The sequence below is a fragment of the Ruegeria sp. CDSB013 genome (assembly GCF_059611165.1).
This window is the reverse complement of sequence record NZ_JBXWPA010000006.1, coordinates 24,144-41,190: the sequence shown is the minus strand read 5'-3', so window position 1 is coordinate 41,190 and position 17,047 is coordinate 24,144. Positions and strand designations below refer to the sequence as shown.

Sequence of the window (17,047 nt, the reverse complement as noted above, 5' to 3'; positions counted from 1 at the left end):
AGGGAGCGTTATGGAAAAATCTCGTTCCGAACTTGGGCAGATTATCATCGGCGTCGCCCGTGACCCGCTTGGACTTATGGGCCTGATCATCGTCGGCGTAATCGTGTTCTGCGCAATCTTCGCCTATTGGATCGTTCCATATGATCCGATTGCGATGGATATCAAATCCCGCTTGCAAGGACCGTCCGCCGCACATCTGCTGGGTACAGACCAATTGGGGCGCGATACGTTTTCGCGGGTCATCGCGGGGGGGCAGGTTGCGCTCAAGGTTGCATTGCCGGCCGTGTTCGGTGCAATGGCGATTGGCCTGACATTGGGCATGATTGCCGGGTATGGGCCGAAATGGCTGGATAACCTTCTGATGTTGTTCTTCGATACCATCCGGTCCTTTCCGACGGTGATGTTCGCCTTGGCCGTTGTGGCTCTTGTCGGACCCAGTCTGCAAACTGTGGTGTTCGTGGTCATGGCAACCTCAATCCCGACCTATGGGCGCGTGGCCCGGACCCAGACGCTGACCCTGCGCAATTCTGAATTCATTCTGGCCGAGCGGTCGATGGGAGCCAGCATGGCGCGCATTCTAGGCGTGCATATGCTGCCCAATATCATCGGCGTTCTAGCTGTGCTGGCGGCGATGGATATCCCGACAGTCATCGCGCTGGAGGCGGGCCTGTCCTTTTTGGGGCTGGGTGTGAAACCCCCGACGCCCAGCTGGGGTGCTTTGCTTAAGGATGGCTATTCTCTGATCCGTCAAACGCCGTGGCTGGTGGTGGGCGGGGGTCTGCCGATCATCTTGGCAACGCTTGGTTTCACATTTCTGGGCGAAAGCCTGCGCGACGTGGTTGACCCGAAACTGAGGAAGCAGCGATGACCGAGACACTTCTGGAAATCGACCACCTCAGCGTCGATTACGAAACAGGCCGTGGTGACCTCAAAGCTCTGAGGGACATTACATTCGACGTCAACAAGGGCGAAATCGTTGGCATCGTCGGGGAATCCGGCTGCGGTAAGTCCACTCTGATCTCGTCTATCCTGCGTTTGACAGCGCCTAATACGCGGTTCCGCGAAGGAGAGATCAGGTTCAAGGGGCAAGATTTGCTGCAGGCCTCCGAACGACATATGCGCGATCTGCGCGGGGCGGACATTTCCATCGTTTTTCAGGACCCGATGCAAACGCACAATCCGGTTTTGACCATTGGGCAGCAGATGCTGGACATTCAGCACCGCTCCAAACAGTCAAAGGCGGACAAGCTGGCCCACGCGGCCAAGATGCTGGGCGCTGTTGGCATTCCTGATCCCGAGGCGCGCCTAAAGCAGTATCCGCATGAATTCTCGGGCGGGATGCGCCAACGGATCGCCATTGCAATGGCATTGATGTCCGAACCTGACCTTTTGATCGCGGATGAGCCGACGACAGCGCTGGACGCAACGTTAGAGGTGCAGATCATCGAACGCCTGCAAGAGCTGCAGCGCGAGTTTCACTGTGCCATCCTGTTTATTTCGCACCATTTGGGCGTGATCGCGGAACTCTGTGACCGGGTGGTGGTGATGTATGCTGGTGCGGTTGTCGAAAGCGGGGACGTACGTGAGATTTTTCACAACCCAAAACACCCCTACACACGCCGCCTGATCGAATGTGACCCCGGTCATATCAAAGAACGAGCGCGTGTTTTGCCGACCATTCCCGGTGAAGTGCCTGATCTGGCCAACCTACCGGGTGGCTGCATCTTCCGCGATCGTTGTGATCAAGCGATGGCACGGTGCGCCACCGAAGTTCCGCCGTTGGATCAATTGAAAGAAGGCCATCACGCCGCATGCTGGCTAAACCACGAGGAGGTCACAACATGAGCTTGCTGAACGTCGTGGACCTTAAAACTAGCTATGGCCCAGTCAATGTTTTGGCTGGTGTCAGCTTTACCGTGCAACCCGGCGAGACTTACGCGCTGGTTGGCGAAAGCGGTTCTGGCAAAACGACTGTTATTCGCGCCATTGCGGGTCTTGCGCCTGCGCAAGACGGCTCAGTCACTTTTGAGGGCCAGGAAATTCGCGGCGCGCCGGAACGTGTCATGCGTCCGCTGCGTAAAGACATGGCAATGATGTTTCAGGATCCGGTGGGAAGCCTGTCGCCGCGTCTGACAATCCGCAGCCTGATCACTGAGCCTTACCGTATTCAGGGTATGAAAGACAAAGATCTGGATGCAGAAGCCAAGCGACTGCTGGAAATGGTCAATCTGCCCACGCATTTTGCAGATCGCTATCCCTACCAGTTGTCGGGTGGGCAAGCGCGGCGAGTAGGCGTGGCCCGAGCGCTGGCGCTGGAGCCGAAATTGATCCTCGCGGATGAACCGACCGCAGGCCTCGACGTGTCGGTACAGGGTGAACTTTTGAATCTACTCAACGATCTGCGCGAACGGCTGGGTCTGGCGATGGTAATCATCACCCATAACCTCAGCGTCGTACGCCACGTGGCCGACAGAATGGGCATCATGTATCTGGGTCGGTTGGTAGAAGAAGGCACAACCGAGACGATTTTCAGCGATCCGCGCCACCCATACACCCGCTGCCTGTTAAGCGCCAACCCTGAACCCGATCCGGATGCGCGGTTGGAACGGATCGCCCTAAAAGGTGAGCCTCCCAGCCTGCTCAAACGCCCCTCTGGATGTGAATTCCGTGAACGCTGTCCTTTTGCAAAGGACATTTGCACTCAGACCCCACAATGGGAAGTGGACGGCGGCCACGGGCTGCGTTGTCTGGCGCCGTTGTCGTAGTAGGAAATCCAATGCCAAGTACACTTTTTTTCAACGGCACAATCCTGACTATGGATGCGCAGAATTCTTCGCCGGAGGCCGTTCTGACCGAAGGAGACAAGATCAAGAACGTTGGAACCGAGGCCGATCTGCGCGCTTGCATGCCTGCAGATACTCAGGAACGCAACCTGCAGGGGCGCACCCTGATGCCCGCGTTTATTGACCCGCACGGGCATTTCCCGGATCCGGGGTTCATTCGGCTGTTCCGAGTTGACTTGTCGTCGCCTCCTTTAGGGGATTGCCGGACCATGGCGCAGGCGTTGGACAGGCTTCGGGAAAAGGCCAACGCAACGCCCGAGGGTGAATGGATCATGGGGGTGTCGATTGACAATACCTCTATTTTCGAAGGTCGCATGCCGACGCGGGCCGAGTTGGACGACGTATCGCAACGTCATCCAATCTGGGTAATCCATGCCTCGGGCCACAATGGTGTGGCCAATTCTCTTGCGCTGGAAAGGCGCGGTGTAACCCGTCACACACCTGACCCAGAGGGCGGCCGCTTTGGCCGTGATCCCGAAACCGGAGCCCTAACGGGATTGATCGAAGGGTTATCGGCCATGGGCGAGATGGGCGATACCGATTTCCTGATCGACCGCGAAAGGTTCTGGCAGGGCTTTGACGCCTGCCGTGACGAATATCTGACCCATGGGGTGACCTATGCCCAAAATGCCTGGACGTCGCAAACTATGCTGGATCACTTCGCTAGCCTGCCCGCAGATCAGGATCCGGGAATTGATATCGAGCTGCTACCCGTCGGAAGTCTGGAGCCAGAGCTAAGTACCCAATGGATCGGCGCGAACTGGCCCGGCAACCCGCATTTCACACTGGGTCCGCGCAAACTGTTCACGGATGGAGCCTTTCAACTGCAGACCGCCTTTCTGTCGACCCCTTATTTCAGGCCGACGGACCCAGATCATCCTTGCGGAATGGTTTACACCTCGCAAGAGCAGCTGGATGCTGATGTCAGCAAACTCCATTGTTCGGGCTTGCAGATTCATTGCCACTGCAATGGTGATGCCGGTGCCGAGATGTTCATTAATGCGGTGGAAAAAGCGCTTCAGGCGCACCCACGCCAAGATCACCGTCATACTATCATCCACGGTCAGGCCCTGCGGGATGATCAGCTTAAGCGCATGGCCCAGCTTGGTCTTACTGTTAGTTTCTTCCCCGCTCATGTGTATTTCTGGGGGGATCGCCATTACGACTCCTTCCTTGGGCCTGAGCGGTCCGAGCGGATATCCCCGGCCGCATCAGCAGAACGGTTTGGCGTGCGATACACGATCCACAATGATGCATCGGTCACGCCAACACGTCCGATCCACCTGGCCCATTGCGCGGTAAATCGGAAAACCTCTTCAGGCCGTGTACTGGGCGAGGATCAGAAGATCAGCGTTCTGTCAGCTTTGCGTTCTCAGACCATCGATGCCGCTTGGCAGGTCTTCAAAGAAGATCAGCGTGGGTCTATCGAACCGGGTAAAGTAGCTGACTTCGTTATCCTTTCGCGTAACCCACTAATCGCTCCTGAGCACCTGACCGATACACAGGTGCTTGAAACGATCCGCAATGGTCAAATTGTCTTTGGTGTGCCGCATGCTGAACAAGTAATCGAGCGTACGAAATGACGACCGGGCGTATTGTGATCGCAGGGTTCCAGCATGAAACGAACTGCTTTGGTGTGACAAAGGCCGGTCTGCACGAGTTTGAGATGGCGGATTCCTGGCCCGGAATGTTGCGCGGCGAAAAGGTCTTGTTGGAAACCGATGGCATGAACTTACCGATCGCAGGATTTGCTGCGACCGCTAAAGCGGCTGGGTTTGAGGTTGTGCCAATTCTGTGGTGCTCAGCCGAGCCGTCCGCGCATGTCACCGATCACGCCTTTGAGACGATTTGCGGGATGCTTTTGGACGGTATTCGCGATGCAGGCCCGATCGACGGCGTCTATCTTGATCTCCATGGGGCAATGGTCACCGAAAGCCATGCTGACGGTGAAGGAGAGATTCTGCGCCGCATCCGAGAGGTTGTCGGTTCCATTGTTCCTGTAGTCGCAAGTTTGGATCTACACGCCAACGTCTCGGCTCGGATGGTGGCGCATGCGGACTACCTGTCAGTTTTTCGCACTTACCCTCATTTGGATATGGCAGAGACAGGTGCCAGGTGCGTTCCGGTATTGCAAAGATTGCTAACTGGCGGAGCCCTATACAAGGCGTTCCGGACCGTGCCTTACCTCATCCCCCTGCATGCGCAATACACTGGTTCTCCTCCTTTCGATGAAATTTATCTAACGCCGACAAGGTTGGAGCAGCAGGGAATTCTGGCGGAGATCGCTCTTGGATTCACGGCGGCGGATTTCCCCGACACCGGCCCATCGTGCATTGCTTATGCAGCCACTGCCGATAGCGCCGCCGCCGCCGCTGAAGAAATCGTCAACTTGTTTGCGGCCCGGGAAGCAGATCTTGATTGCACGATGTTGTCTTTGGAGGAGGCAGTTTCGACATGCGGTCAAAGTCGGGTAGGGCCAGTCGTTCTGGCAGATGTTCAAGATAATGCTGGGGCAGGCGGGACGTCCGACACCACTGGACTGTTGGCGGCACTGATTGAAGGCGGGGTAAAAGGCGTACTGATGGGTCTGTTCCATGATCCGGAAAGTGCAAATCAGGCCCATGTGGCAGGTGAAGGCGCGCTGGTCAATTTAGCTATCGGCGCAAAGTCTGACCTGGCTGGCAACGTTCCGGTCATGGCAGAGTTTGAAGTCCTTGCTGTGGGTGATGGCACGTGCCGCTATACCGGAGAAATGTATGGCGGCGGCGTTGCGACGCTCGGCAAGACGGCAGCACTAAGATTGGTTGGGTATGAGGCCGAGATTGACCTCGTTGTGACGAGTATTCGCAACCAATGCCTTGATCGTGCACATTTTACCCATATAGGGCTGAATCCCACAAACTATTCAGTGATTTGCGTAAAAAGCACGACGCATTTCCGAGCAGACTTCGAATCTACTGCAAGCGATGTTTTTTCGATCTCTTCGCCAGGTGCCTTTCTCTGCGATCTCGAGAAAATCCCCTACACTTGTATCACCAGGAGGTTGCCCAGCACTCGCAGTGCGTCTTCTAGCCAACACAAAATGAAAGTCTATTGAATTCTGAACCACCCAATCTCAGTGTGTTGCTACCCTAGTTTTTGAACATAATCGCTTGGCAATGAAAGAATGAATACCAAATCCGCGCCCTCATTTTGTTGCTAATCACTGCCGCATTTCCGAGGGTTCAAATCTGGCGCTTGATTGCGGGGGTACTGTGTAACAGCGAGTGGTGTCCCAAGCGGCACTTTTTACAAGTGTGCGGGTATTCACGGGCTCTCTGGACGCTTCCTGCAAATTCCCTGATTGGGGGTGGAGGAAGTTTTGATGACGAACGTAGAACGGGACATCAAACGTAATCTGTGAGTGCTTCGACATGCCGAGAAGATCGGCAAGGTGTCACATGCTTGTCATATTTGTGCGCTAGTCAAAAATTGAAAAAGAGAAAACATAGGAGGCTCCGATGACCTCTCTCAATACTCAGCTATGGGAGCTGATTAAGACGCATAAAATGCCTGATGATGCTGCGGGCAAGCCATTCATTGAACAACTTATGGCCGAAAACCGCATCTCTCGCGATACCGCCAATGTGGCTATCGCCGAATATCAAAAGTTCATGTATCTTTGTGCCATGCGACCAGAGCGTAACGTCCCCTCAAGCGCGGTCGATTTTGTTTGGCATTTGCACATGCAACACAGCCGCGACTATTGGGATGTCTTTTGCAAGAAGCTGGGCAAAACAGTACACCACAACCCCGGCAGTCAAGGGCCCCAACATCTGGATGACTATAAAGCCACAGTCAAAGCCTATTCGAACCTGTTTGGAACACCCCCAAAAGGGATTTGGAAGCGGAAAGACAGAGTTGGTACTTTCACAATGCTGATCTTCTTGCTGGTGTTCATTTGCATCGGTGCTAGTTCCATTGTTCAAAGTGGCGATCTTTTGTTTGGAGTGCTTTGGCTAAGCGTACCGCTTGTCTGTTTTGCGATCACCCTCAATTGCCTGACCTCCAGAAGTGAGCTGACGCTGATTTTTGAAAGTGATGACCCTTTTGCCGACAAAGATGCAGGTGACTGTGCTTCGGGCGACGGTGGTGGCTGCGGCGATTGAGCCGCCAGTCGTTCATTCTGGCTACGGTTGCTCTGGGCCGTATCACGGTCGTAGGACGGCAATTTCGTCCTTGATCGGATTGACCCAAAATCGCGACCCCATACCTCCGCTGCCATGCAGCCGCCGCCTATTGCGGCATATCAACGTCAAAACTCGCTAAACTTAGAGTGCAAAGCAATCGGTCGGACGGGCCTCGTTTCATTAAAATAGCGGGCTGTATCGTCTACAAAACAACCGATCTTGACGACTGGCTAAACGCTCATGCGGTAGGTGCATCATGAGCGATTCAGAAAACTGTGACGGCCCGAAATAACCCCAAGGTAATTTCGAAAAAATTCCAGCCGTGCAAAACCGCTAAAAAATGCAAAGCAAGTCAAGCGCCAAGGATGTCTTCGCCCAAGCCGAGCAGGTTCGTGCGGAACGCGCTAAGTCCGGCGACAGACCCTCCATCATCCGGCAACCGTCGCCAATACCGGTTCTCACCAAGACAAAGGTGTGGTTCCGCGTTCACCATGACGGCGTCTTCCCGGGTATCCCGGTTTTCATAGACCCTACCAGCGAGGATATGGAACGGATGCCGTACTACCTGACACTCGATATTGCGGACGAGTTGGAAGGTTCAGGCGGCCTGCAATTCATGACTGGCTATCTAATCTGTACCGCTAACATGAAGCTCCAACTCCTGCTGGTTAAAGAGGCGGACATCGACGGAAACATGCACTCGGCTACAGAAGCCAAGCATGAAGCCTGTGTTGACGGCCAAGGCCAATGGGTCCGCATGACTTGGGGCCGCGATGCAGGCCAGTACGACGTGCATATTGCAGAGTTTCAACGCAAGAAACCACGCTGGCCGGAAGATGTGGAACTAGTATCAATCATGCGGTTGGCGTTCCGAAAGGCCCTGATTGTCGACATTGGCCACCCGGTTCTGAAAGCCTGGCGCTGGGAGAAGTGAAGACGGTGTACCTACCCCTACGCCCGATCTCGGTCGACTTCGAGTTCATCCCGATGGATGACGGCACCATGCGTGTGATCTGTCTTGTGGCAAAGGACCTGTGGACCGGGGAAGTCACGAGTCGGTTCGGAGACGAACTGGGCCAAAAGGCCCCGTTCCCGACCGGTCCAAACAGCCTAGTGGTGGCCTACTTCGCTGCCGCCGAGATCGAGGCGTTCTGGGCATTGGGGTGGGACCTGCCCGTCAACGTCATCGACCTGTATGCCGAGCGCATGCGCCTTACGAACGGCCTGCCAACCACTGAGATGCATGGGGGCAAGGCAATGCTATTCGACAATAGTGGTGCGGCCCGCAGGCTCAGCCGAGGACACGGTGTTGTCTAATAGGGTTGCCCGAGGGGGAAGGCAGCGTCTTACCCCTGACGGCCAGAGGCGTTTGGCTTGTCCAAATCCCGCTGGCCCCAAAACAACTGCGGCGGAGCTGGCTGCGCCGTTACTTTTTGTGCCAGAACACGTTGCTTTTCTAAAGAATGGGCGGAAAGCGGCCATTCGCTACGGGTGCAATCTGATCGATCAGGCTGTCCAATAGCTGACCTTCGGTATTTGCCTTCAGCGCTTACGTCGAGAGATAAAGGAAAAATCCCCGAGCCTTTAACCATCTATTCGTTTATTCGTACGAGTTCTAGGAACAGGCTAACAAGCGCGCTGAAACAGTTACGGATTTAGCGACACATGTGGGAACAGGGTGCGAGTGCAAGTAACGCGCCTAGGATGATTGCCTAAAGCCGGGTGTACGGATGCGGATGGTGAATAACCCTGGTCCAGATTTCCGAGTCGAAGCGACCATAGCGTGCCACTGGAATGCTCGCCGGGGCAGACTGGATTTTGTCAACTCACCGAAGCGCCGGGATGGCGGCGTGAACGTCGGAACACAGTACGTTTAACGTTTCAAACAAGTCACCTGAGAGGTCGTTCGACTTTTTTGTTGCCGAAACCGGTTTCGGAGCGAACAAGTAGTAGGATGACAACGAATCCCAATCTGCAAAATCGCCAATCTCAGTCTAGGAACCCCTCACCGCCACGGCGGGTGAAACTCGACGAATTGGCGGATCATCTCGGGCTTTCAAAGAGCACGGTATCGCGCGCATTGAACGGGTATTCAGACATCTCAGAAGTCACGCGAAAGAGAGTTGAGGTCACGGCAAGAAAGATGGGCTATCGCCCGCTCAGTCACGCGCAGGCTATTCGAACAGGAAAAGTTCGCGCTATTGCGATGGTCATCAACAGCGAAGAACCGGACCAGCACAACCCGTTTCTTCAGGATTTTCTGGCAGGCGCTTGCGAAGCAGCCAGTGCGTCGGACTGGACAATGACAATTTCCACGGCAAAGTCCGGGAAAGATATGCTCAATGTGTTGGGACGTCTTGTCGAAGAACGCAAGGCAGATGGTTTCATTTTGCCCCGGACCGAAGTGGACGACGCGCGGGTAAAGTACCTCAAAGAATTGCAGGTCCCATTTATCCTATACGGGCGGACAGAATACGGCCAATCGGATCCTATGGATGATATGTCATGGTTTGATATATCCGGTGAGACGGCAATCCGGAATGCGGTCGTTCGCTTGGTCAGCTTTGGCCATAGCCGTATCGGTTATGTCGGCAGTGATCCGAAGTTCAACTACAGCCACCTGCGCCGCGACGGGTATCTCGAAGGTCAAAAAGTTGCGGGTTTGCGGGATGATCCCGAATTGATCCGAGAAGGTGCCCGGACACGCGAAGAAGGGGCGATCGAAGCGCGGGCGCTGTTAAATTTGGAACACCCGCCAACCGCGATCGTGTTTGCGACCGACTTAGCTGCTTTAGGGTGTTATCCAGTTTGCGCTGAGCTTGGTCTTGAAATCGGAAAAGACGTTTCAATCCTTGGATATGACGGCATTCCCGAATGCCAATACGTCAATCCAGGACTGACGACCTTTAGTGTGGACTCGCAGCGTGCTGGTGAGCGTCTTGCTACGTTGCTCATACGCCAGACCAGAGGTGAAGAACCAAAAAATCTACGCGAAATCAGAGAAGCAGTTCTTATTGAACGGAAATCTGACGGGCCACCAAGGCTGACGCCTGAAGAGCTGGCGCAAAAAATACGAAATTCCAATGATCATAACCGGGGAGGAGACCGCCTATGAAACATTCACCAAATGCATCTCGATTGCTGCTTGGAACATCACTCGCGATTGTCTTGACGGCGGTATCTGCGCAAGCAGATACAATTCGCTTTTGGACGACCGAGGAACAGCCTGAACGCTTGGCGAAGCAGCAGGAAATGGCGGATCAATTTAAAGCCGAAACTGGCACCACAGTTGAGGTCATCCCGGTAACCGAAACAGACCTGGGCACTCGTGCCACTGCTGCCTTCGCGGCCGGAGATTTGCCGGACGTGGTCTACCATCCGCTGCAATACGCCTTGCCTTGGGCAGAAGCGGGTATTCTGGACACCGAAGCCGCAACCGAAGTGATCGAAGAATTGGGGGCCGATACCTTCGCGCCCGGTGCGCTGACTATGGCAGCCTTCAACGATGAAACCGCATCCGTGCCGGTCGATGGCTGGACTCAAATGGTCGTCTATCGCAAGGACCTGTTCGACGAAGCCGGACTGGATGCCCCGAGTTCGTTTGCCAACGTGTTGGCTGCTTTGGAGAAACTGCACAACCCGCCAGAAATGTACGGATTTGTTGCCGCGACCAAAGTTGATGAGAACTTCATGAGCCAGGTTCTGGAACATGTGTTCCTTGCCAACGGCGTAAGCCCTGTGGGTCCCGACGGCTTCCAACCGCTGGACGAAGTCAAAACCACCGAGGTTTTGGATTTCTACAAGGCGATCTCGAAAGCGTCGCCCCCCGGTGAGCTGTATTGGAAGCAGTCCCGCGAGCTGTACTTCGATGGCAAGGCCGCAATGATCATCTGGTCGCCGTTCATTTTGGACGAGCTGGCCGGTCTGCGTGACAGCGCCCCGCCGACCATTTCCGACGACCCGACGTCGAGCGAGCTGGCGACAAAGACGGGTATCGTCACTAATTTCTCCGGCCCATCCAACCCAGACGGTGCTGCCTGGGGTGACGTGCGGTATTTCGGGATCACCAGTGATGCCGATACCGACGCTGCGATGGACTTTGTGAAGTTCGCGATGGATGACGGTTATACGCAAACTCTGGCCATCGCACCCGAAGGCAAGTTTCCGGTACGTCGCGGAAATGCTGACAATCCAACAGCTTTTGCCGACGCTTGGGCGGAACTGCCGGTAGGTGTGGATCGCAAAGCACCTTTGGGTAAACTGTACGATCAGGCCATGATTGATGAGATCGTCGGAGGTTTGGATGTCGCGCAGCGCTGGGGTGTAACCGACGGGCAGCTCTCTTTGGCGTCGAAGATGATCAACTCTCAGGCCATCAACCGTGTCGTTCGTCAATATATCGACGATGAGATTGACGCTGCTGCCGCAGTCGCAGCCATGAACGAAGAGCTTGCCAAGGTTCAGTAAAACTCTGTCTCAACCGGCAACTGCAGCGGCATTTTCGCCGCTGCACCCAACCCTCTGAGGTCTCTTATGTCTTCGGCCACCCCACCGACCGGAACCGGGGCTCTTGCCAAGCGCGAAGCGCGCCTGGCCTGGGCATTGCTGGCTCCGACCGTGATAAGCGTGTCTCTTGTTGTGATCCTGCCGCTGCTGGCGATCATCTGGATCAGCTTCAAGCCTTTTACCCTGTCCGACCTGCGCCCACCTGCGCCGGTTGTCCGAGAAAGCTTGCGTGGATCGGGCGATGATCTGCGGATCGAGTATCGCCTTCGCAATTCCAGTCAGGAGATTGCTATTGGCGGCGTCACTCTGAGTGATGTGCTGCCTGAGGGCATGACACCCACTGATGAAATCGCGGAACCGTGTGTGCTGGACGGGCAAGACCTGTTCTGCGATTTTGGTATCTTGGATGGCGGCCAACGCGAGAGAATTCGTATTCCGGTAACCGTTGACGGCGACCCTGACGCGTTCGAAGAGTTGGTCGAAGGGTCGGAACCTGGTGTCACAGGCAGCGGCCCCAATGTGCTGACAAACCTCGAATTCAGCCTGGAAAACTACGCCCGTGTCTTCGATGGGTCAGAGTTCTGGGGCGTGCTTTGGGTGACGCTGTTCTACACCGTCTTCGGAACCATCGGGGCATTGGTCATGGGGTTGTTCGCGGCCCTGCTGCTTAACAAAAGTTTCCGCGGCCAAGGGTTCATACGCGGTCTCTACCTGTTCCCGTATGTCGCTCCGGTGATCGCAGTGGCGTTCACTTGGGTTACATTGTTTGATCCGTTCTCAGGCTCAGCCAATGCACTGTTGGTTCAAATGGGGCTGAGCAGTGAACCGATCAACTTTTTCGGCGAACGCCCCTTGGCGCTGATCATGGTGACAGTGTTCGAAATCTGGCGCTACTTCCCGCTGTCTTTCCTGTTCATTCTGGCGCGAATGCAATCCATCGACAGCAGCATGTACGAGGCGGCGGATATGGACGGGGCCTCGCCGTTCCAGAAGTTCTGGCTGCTGAGCATCCCACAACTGTTGGGCATTCTGTCAGTGCTGTTCCTTCTGCGCTTCATTTGGACGTTCAACAAATTCGACGACATCTTCTTGCTGACCGGCGGCAATGCGGGCACCCGCACGCTGACTGTGAATGTCTATGAACAAGCCTTTGCGATCTCGAACATCGGGGCAGGGGCGGCGGTGGCCGTGGTGATCCTGATGTGCCTGATTGCCTTCAGCTTTGTCTTCTTCCGCTTCATCAGCCGAGAGGAGGGTCTGTGATGCGAAAAGGGTATGTTACCGGCCCGGTTCTGGGCGCGCTCTGGATGGTGGTGATCGCAACCACCGCCGCCATCACCATGTCGTTCTCAACAGGCGACGCATTCCGGCCGCAGGTCTTGCTGAGCCTGATATGGGGCGCGTTGGCGGGTCTCGTCTATGTCCGGTTCCCGCTACAGCGCGCGCCCGCGCGTCTGGGCATCTCAGCACTGTTGGGCCTGTCCAGCCTCACCGGACTTGGCCCGGTTCTGATCGGCTCTGACACATCAATGCAGGCCGTGCTGGTGACTGTGATCGGTATTGCCGTCGTGATGCATCTGTCGATGGCGGCGATTCTGAAGGAAACACCGATCGGTGAGCTCACCCGCCATGAATACGAGGACGCGGTGATCCGGTTCTGCACCGGTTTCGGCTATATCTTTTTCACGGCGATCGTGATCATCCCCTTCTACGTGATGGTGATGACCAGCCTGAAATCCCAGCAAGCATTGTTGCAGAACCCGCTGGATTTCTCGGTGGACCTAACCCAGGGAACCGCCCTGTTCCGCAGCTACACTGAATTGTTCCGCGACTTCAATTTCGGCACCTATCTTTGGACGTCTTTCTATGTTTCGGTGCTGACCGTGTTCATCACGCTACTGTTCAGCGTACCCGGTGCCTACGCCGTGGCTCGTTTCCGGTTTCAGGGGCAAAAGGCGTTCTCTCGCTCGATCCTGCTTATTTACATGGTCCCGATGATCGTTCTGGCGCTGCCGATCTATATTGCATTCTCGCTGACTGGTCTGCGCAATTCGATCCTAGGCATCGTTATGATCTACCCGGTCACGACAATCCCCGTCGCGCTTTACATGCTGCAAGGTTACTTCCGTGGCCTGCCGATCGAGGTGGAAGAGGCAGGCCTGATGGACGGCCTGTCCCGTCTGGCAGTGATCTGGAAGATCACCCTGCCGCTGAGCTTGCCAGCGCTGGCGTCGGTCTCGCTCTATGTCTTCATGATTGCCTGGAACGAGTTCCTGCTGGCCTTCATGCTTCTGGACGACCCGTCGAAATTCACCCTGACCCGAGGGGTCACGATGCTGAACTCCTCAGAAATTCCCCGTCAGCACCTGATGGCCGGTGCGGTGATCGCCACCGTTCCGATCATGGCGCTGTTCCTGGGGCTTGAACGTTTCATGACCAAAGGCCTCACAGCGGGGTCCGTCAAAGGATGACCGAGATGAACCAACACACAAACCCAGACCGCGAGGCGCGCAATATCCTGATCGCCAATGATCGCGGCGGTTACACGATCCCAACAGAAGGGCTGTACCCATACCAATGGAACTGGGACAGCGCGATTACTGCGCTTGGATTTGCCCAGTTCGACCTTGACCGCGCCTGGGCCGAGATCGAGACGCTGTTTACCGGACAATGGGACAACGGCATGGTGCCGCACATCCTGTTCCACCAGCAAGACGAGGGGTATTTTCCCGGTCCTGATGTCTGGGGCTGCAACGGTCCAATCCCCTCCTCGGGCATTATCCAACCACCCATTGCGGCCACGATGGCGCGCAAAATCTGGGAACAGGATACTTCGTTTGGAGACGCGCGGATGAAGGCGCTATTCCCCAAGCTGCTGGCTTGGCACCACTGGATCATGAAATGGCGATTGGATGAATTCGGGGCTGTTTGCACAACACACCCTTGGGAAGCGGGTCGCGACAACGCGCCTGACTGGGACAACTCTATGGTGCGCATGGATGCGTCAGATGTGGGAGAATATCAACGCCGCGATACCAGCCATGTAAACAGCGAGGACCGCCCGACAAAGTTCGACTATGACCGATACATCAAGCTGGTACAGATCGGTCGAAATGCTGGGTGGGATCAGCAGGAACTGCTGTCGCTGAACCCGTTCCGTGTCGCCGATCCGACGATGACCTTCACCACATTACGGGCCGCGCGGGACTTGTTGGTGATCAGTGAGCAGCTTGACCTGGCAGCTGAAGGCTTAAGCGCGGATATCGAAATGCTGGAAGTTGGTGCTCGCTCACTTTGGAACGAAGAGGTGGGCAGCTTTGACGCGCGCGACGCACATACCGGCGAGATGGCAGGCAGCGTATCGAATGCGTCTTACCTGTGCTGGTATGCCGGTATTGAATCAGGCAAGATGCTGAAACGTTTGAAAACCACGCTGGAAACCGTGCCCTATCCGGTTCCAAGCTATGATCCAGAAATGCCGAAATTCGACTCGCGCCGCTATTGGCGCGGGCCCACTTGGGCCTTCATGAACATGATGATTGGCTTCGGGTTGCAGGATCTGGGTCACACCGAGCAAGCAGATCAGTTGCGCAAAAAAACCGGAGATCTGATCTCGGGCTTCGGTTTCGCAGAATACTTCGATCCAATAACCGGGAGCCCGGCTGGCGGTAAGGCGTTCTCTTGGACGGCAGCGGTTTGGCTTCACTGGGCAGGGAGGGCCTGATGGGTAGCATCGAACTAAAATCAGTCGAAAAATGGTTCGGCTCGGCCCAGGTCATCAAAGGCGTGGACCTCAAGATCGAGGAGGGCGAGTTCATCGTCTTCGTCGGCCCATCGGGCTGCGGTAAATCCACTTTGTTGCGCATGATCGGCGGGCTCGAGGATATCTCGCGCGGGTCGCTGCAGATCAATGACAGCGATGTCACGGATCACCCGCCCTCAAAGCGCGGCCTGACGATGGTGTTCCAATCCTACGCGCTGTATCCACATCTGACAGTCGCCGAGAACATGGGGTTCTCTTTGAAGGTTGCCGGTGTTCCCAAGGCGGAAATCACCGAACAGGTCAACCGCGCAGCAGAGGTTCTCAAGCTTGGACCGTTCCTGGAACGCAGACCAAAAGACCTTTCTGGTGGTCAGCGGCAACGGGTGGCTATCGGCCGATCCATCGTCCGCGATCCCACCGCTTTCCTGTTTGACGAGCCGCTTTCCAACCTTGACGCCGCCCTGCGAGTCGAGATGAGGTATGAGATCGCCAAGCTGCACCAAAGCCTCAAGCGCACGATGATCTACGTGACGCACGACCAGGTCGAAGCGATGACATTGGCCGACCGCATCGTGGTTTTAGAATACGGCAAGATCGCTCAGGTCGGTACGCCGCGCGAACTCTATGAACGCCCTGCGAACCTGTTCGTGGCCCAGTTTATCGGAAGTCCAAAGATGAATATCCTGCCCTGCACGACCGACGGTGATAGTTTCCAACTTGAGCACGGCCGCAGCGGCCCGTTTTCACGATCTGCAGCCGCCACAAAGCTTGGCATCCGCCCCGAACACATTCAGGTGGCTGCTGCGGGCGAAGGTCAAACTGACGGCGTCATCGAGGTGATCGAATACCTGGGTGCAGATACTTTCCTGATTGTGGATTGTGGAGGCGAAGACAAGGCCACAGTCCGTCTGAACGGCGATACGGACCTTACACCGGGCACCCAGATTGGTCTGCACTTCCCAACCGACAATCTGCATTTTTTTGATAAAGACGGGCAGGCTCTGGGGCTTGGATAGCTGAACGCACCGGTACCTATTACACATTCTTGGCCTTTGACGCTCGAGAACACAGGGAGTGCACAGCCGAACCTGAAGAACTGAAGCCGAAGCCACCCCTTTCAAAGCGGGTTGCTGTTGTCAGCCCAAATCGAGGGACCTACTCGGATGTCGGTGTTGCGGGTTCTTCGAAGATCCGAGCGAGGCCGCGTCAGAAGAAGAGGCCGAAAAGCTGAGCCAAGACCCTGATTGGTCCTGTCACAATATTATTGGCAAGCCCTGTTCTTAACGTTGGAGATGGGTCAATTCTCAATCACGCACAAGGTGGCCGCCATCGACATCCAGAATTGAGCCACTTAAAAACCCGTTTGTCATAGCCATGACCACGGCTTGTGCAATACTCTCTGCCTGGCCGACCCGTCCTACGGGCAGGCGGTCACCTGTCTGTGCATACATGACTTCACGTGCATCTTCCGCCATTGCGGCGTAGGCTTCGGTTGCGACCATGCCGGGGCTGATGCAATTGACCCGCGCCCGACCAGCCAACTCCAGCGCCAGCCCTTTCGCCAGGGCTTCGACCGCCGCGTTAACTGCGCCCAAGCCCGTGGCCCCGGCGGATGGGCGGCGGCTGAGCACGCCCGAAAAGAACGTGATGGAGCCGCCTTTGACCAACATGGGCAACACTTCTCGCGCGGCAACATATCTGGCGCGGTGAAGTGATGGTTCGTTGGTCCGCAGATGCGGGGCCCACTCAACTATAGGTCGCTTCAC

15 protein-coding genes are annotated in these 17,047 nt (G+C 55.8%); 14 read left to right on the top strand and 1 reads right to left on the bottom strand.

Annotated elements, in window-relative coordinates:
- Positions 1–10: 10 nt before the first annotated feature.
- From AC2FJF_RS11970 to AC2FJF_RS11905, 14 genes are all read left to right on the top strand, one after another.
- Positions 11–868, top strand: a complete 858-nt coding sequence (locus tag AC2FJF_RS11970) for an ABC transporter permease (protein ID WP_496725606.1) — start codon at positions 11–13, stop codon at positions 866–868.
- Complete coding sequence (locus AC2FJF_RS11965; protein ID WP_496725605.1) at positions 865–1,845, top strand: ABC transporter ATP-binding protein; 981 nt, start codon at positions 865–867, stop codon at positions 1,843–1,845. Before AC2FJF_RS11970 ends, AC2FJF_RS11965 begins: the two co-directional genes overlap by 4 nt.
- Positions 1,842–2,765, top strand: a complete 924-nt coding sequence (locus AC2FJF_RS11960) for an oligopeptide/dipeptide ABC transporter ATP-binding protein (RefSeq protein WP_496725604.1) — start codon at positions 1,842–1,844, stop codon at positions 2,763–2,765. The genes AC2FJF_RS11965 and AC2FJF_RS11960 overlap by 4 nt, the downstream gene beginning before the upstream one ends.
- An 11-nt stretch (positions 2,766–2,776) precedes the next feature.
- Positions 2,777–4,426: an amidohydrolase gene (locus AC2FJF_RS11955; protein WP_496725603.1), complete on the top strand. Its 1,650-nt coding sequence runs from the start codon at positions 2,777–2,779 to the stop codon at positions 4,424–4,426.
- Entirely contained in the window at positions 4,423–5,940 is a 1,518-nt protein-coding gene (locus AC2FJF_RS11950; RefSeq protein WP_496725602.1) for a M81 family metallopeptidase, read from the top strand. The genes AC2FJF_RS11955 and AC2FJF_RS11950 overlap by 4 nt, the downstream gene beginning before the upstream one ends.
- Positions 5,941–6,343: 403 nt before the next feature.
- Entirely contained in the window at positions 6,344–6,991 is a 648-nt protein-coding gene (locus AC2FJF_RS11945; RefSeq protein WP_496725601.1) for a glycine-rich domain-containing protein, read from the top strand.
- Between the two features lie 361 nt (positions 6,992–7,352).
- The gene (locus AC2FJF_RS11940; RefSeq protein ID WP_496725600.1) at positions 7,353–7,946 is read left to right on the top strand and encodes a hypothetical protein; all 594 of its coding nucleotides are present in this window, start codon (positions 7,353–7,355) and stop codon (positions 7,944–7,946) included.
- A 5-nt stretch (positions 7,947–7,951) separates the two neighbouring features.
- Complete coding sequence (locus tag AC2FJF_RS11935; protein WP_496725599.1) at positions 7,952–8,329, top strand: hypothetical protein; 378 nt, start codon at positions 7,952–7,954, stop codon at positions 8,327–8,329.
- Positions 8,330–9,032: 703 nt separating this feature from the next.
- A complete protein-coding gene (locus AC2FJF_RS11930) occupies positions 9,033–10,127 on the top strand; it encodes a LacI family DNA-binding transcriptional regulator (RefSeq protein WP_496725598.1) in 1,095 nt (364 codons plus the stop codon).
- Positions 10,124–11,479: an ABC transporter substrate-binding protein gene (locus tag AC2FJF_RS11925; protein ID WP_496725597.1), complete on the top strand. Its 1,356-nt coding sequence runs from the start codon at positions 10,124–10,126 to the stop codon at positions 11,477–11,479. The genes AC2FJF_RS11930 and AC2FJF_RS11925 overlap by 4 nt, the downstream gene beginning before the upstream one ends.
- 66 nt (positions 11,480–11,545) lie before the next feature.
- Positions 11,546–12,781 carry a carbohydrate ABC transporter permease gene (locus AC2FJF_RS11920; RefSeq protein ID WP_496725596.1) on the top strand — a complete coding sequence of 412 codons (1,236 nt, stop codon included), beginning with the start codon at positions 11,546–11,548 and terminating at the stop codon, positions 12,779–12,781.
- On the top strand, positions 12,781–13,989 hold the full coding sequence (locus tag AC2FJF_RS11915; RefSeq protein ID WP_496725595.1) for a carbohydrate ABC transporter permease: 1,209 nt from the start codon (positions 12,781–12,783) through the stop codon (positions 13,987–13,989). The genes AC2FJF_RS11920 and AC2FJF_RS11915 overlap by 1 nt, the downstream gene beginning before the upstream one ends.
- 5 nt (positions 13,990–13,994) lie before the next feature.
- A complete protein-coding gene (locus tag AC2FJF_RS11910) occupies positions 13,995–15,242 on the top strand; it encodes an MGH1-like glycoside hydrolase domain-containing protein (RefSeq protein WP_496725594.1) in 1,248 nt (415 codons plus the stop codon).
- The gene (locus tag AC2FJF_RS11905; RefSeq protein WP_496725593.1) at positions 15,242–16,297 is read left to right on the top strand and encodes an ABC transporter ATP-binding protein; all 1,056 of its coding nucleotides are present in this window, start codon (positions 15,242–15,244) and stop codon (positions 16,295–16,297) included. Before AC2FJF_RS11910 ends, AC2FJF_RS11905 begins: the two co-directional genes overlap by 1 nt.
- 288 nt (positions 16,298–16,585) lie before the next feature.
- Here AC2FJF_RS11905 and AC2FJF_RS11900 read toward each other — a convergent pair whose 3' ends face one another.
- The gene (locus tag AC2FJF_RS11900; protein WP_496725592.1) at positions 16,586–17,047 is read right to left on the bottom strand and encodes an SDR family oxidoreductase; all 462 of its coding nucleotides are present in this window, start codon (positions 17,045–17,047) and stop codon (positions 16,586–16,588) included.

Bases quoted from the DNA above. Each gene is read 5' to 3' on its own strand.
- AC2FJF_RS11970 (WP_496725606.1), top strand. From the start codon at position 11: ATGGAAAAATCTCGTTCCGAACTTGGGCAGATTATCATCGGCGTCGCC.
- AC2FJF_RS11965 (WP_496725605.1), top strand. From the start codon at position 865: ATGACCGAGACACTTCTGGAAATCGACCACCTCAGCGTCGATTACGAA.
- AC2FJF_RS11960 (WP_496725604.1), top strand. From the start codon at position 1,842: ATGAGCTTGCTGAACGTCGTGGACCTTAAAACTAGCTATGGCCCAGTC.
- AC2FJF_RS11955 (WP_496725603.1), top strand. From the start codon at position 2,777: ATGCCAAGTACACTTTTTTTCAACGGCACAATCCTGACTATGGATGCG.
- AC2FJF_RS11950 (WP_496725602.1), top strand. From the start codon at position 4,423: ATGACGACCGGGCGTATTGTGATCGCAGGGTTCCAGCATGAAACGAAC.
- AC2FJF_RS11945 (WP_496725601.1), top strand. From the start codon at position 6,344: ATGACCTCTCTCAATACTCAGCTATGGGAGCTGATTAAGACGCATAAA.
- AC2FJF_RS11940 (WP_496725600.1), top strand. From the start codon at position 7,353: ATGCAAAGCAAGTCAAGCGCCAAGGATGTCTTCGCCCAAGCCGAGCAG.
- AC2FJF_RS11925 (WP_496725597.1), top strand. From the start codon at position 10,124: ATGAAACATTCACCAAATGCATCTCGATTGCTGCTTGGAACATCACTC.
- AC2FJF_RS11920 (WP_496725596.1), top strand. From the start codon at position 11,546: ATGTCTTCGGCCACCCCACCGACCGGAACCGGGGCTCTTGCCAAGCGC.
- AC2FJF_RS11915 (WP_496725595.1), top strand. From the start codon at position 12,781: ATGCGAAAAGGGTATGTTACCGGCCCGGTTCTGGGCGCGCTCTGGATG.
- AC2FJF_RS11910 (WP_496725594.1), top strand. From the start codon at position 13,995: ATGAACCAACACACAAACCCAGACCGCGAGGCGCGCAATATCCTGATC.
- AC2FJF_RS11905 (WP_496725593.1), top strand. From the start codon at position 15,242: ATGGGTAGCATCGAACTAAAATCAGTCGAAAAATGGTTCGGCTCGGCC.